The 475-nt window shown below is 53.5% G+C and carries 1 protein-coding gene; it reads left to right on the forward strand.

Annotated features, from left to right (window positions below; genetic code table 11):
• Window positions 1–453, forward strand: a 453-nt coding sequence (locus QQL85_RS26435; RefSeq protein WP_284368791.1) for a transposase, incomplete at its 5' end; no start/stop codon positions are given.
• Window positions 454–475 lie beyond the last annotated feature (22 nt).

The following is a 475-nucleotide window of genomic DNA, read 5'->3' on the forward strand; positions in this document are numbered from 1 at the left end:
CGGCTGGAGCTGTTGATCCAAAAGAAGATTAAGGAAGTGCTGCGAGAAGCTGGATTGCACGAGCAAGTCGCACGCTGCCAGGCAGTAGAGGGAATCGGTTTCCTGACCGCCACAGCGCTGGTGATGGCGTTTATGAGGGGTGAGTTCAAGAGCAGTGACTCGTACATCGCATTCTTGGGAATGGATCTACGAGTCAGTGACTCTGGGCAGAAAAGTGGGCAACGTCGCCTCACTAAACGCGGTTGCTCAGAAATCCGGCGTTTGTTGCATAACGCAGCGATGGCCGCCAGCAAGTCACCCGTTTGGAAAGGGGACTATGAGCGGCATCGGAACAATGGAAAGGCAACGACCCAAGCGTTGGTAATCCTCGCCAGGAAGCTCGCACGGGTGGCATTCGCCCTGATGAAAAATCAGGACGAATACATCACCAAAGGTGTCAAAACAGCTTGCTGAAAACCATAGAATCTCCCACAGG

This window comes from Pseudomonas putida, from assembly GCF_030159595.1.
Classification (GTDB): Bacteria; Pseudomonadota; Gammaproteobacteria; order Pseudomonadales; family Pseudomonadaceae; genus Aquipseudomonas; species Aquipseudomonas putida_AC.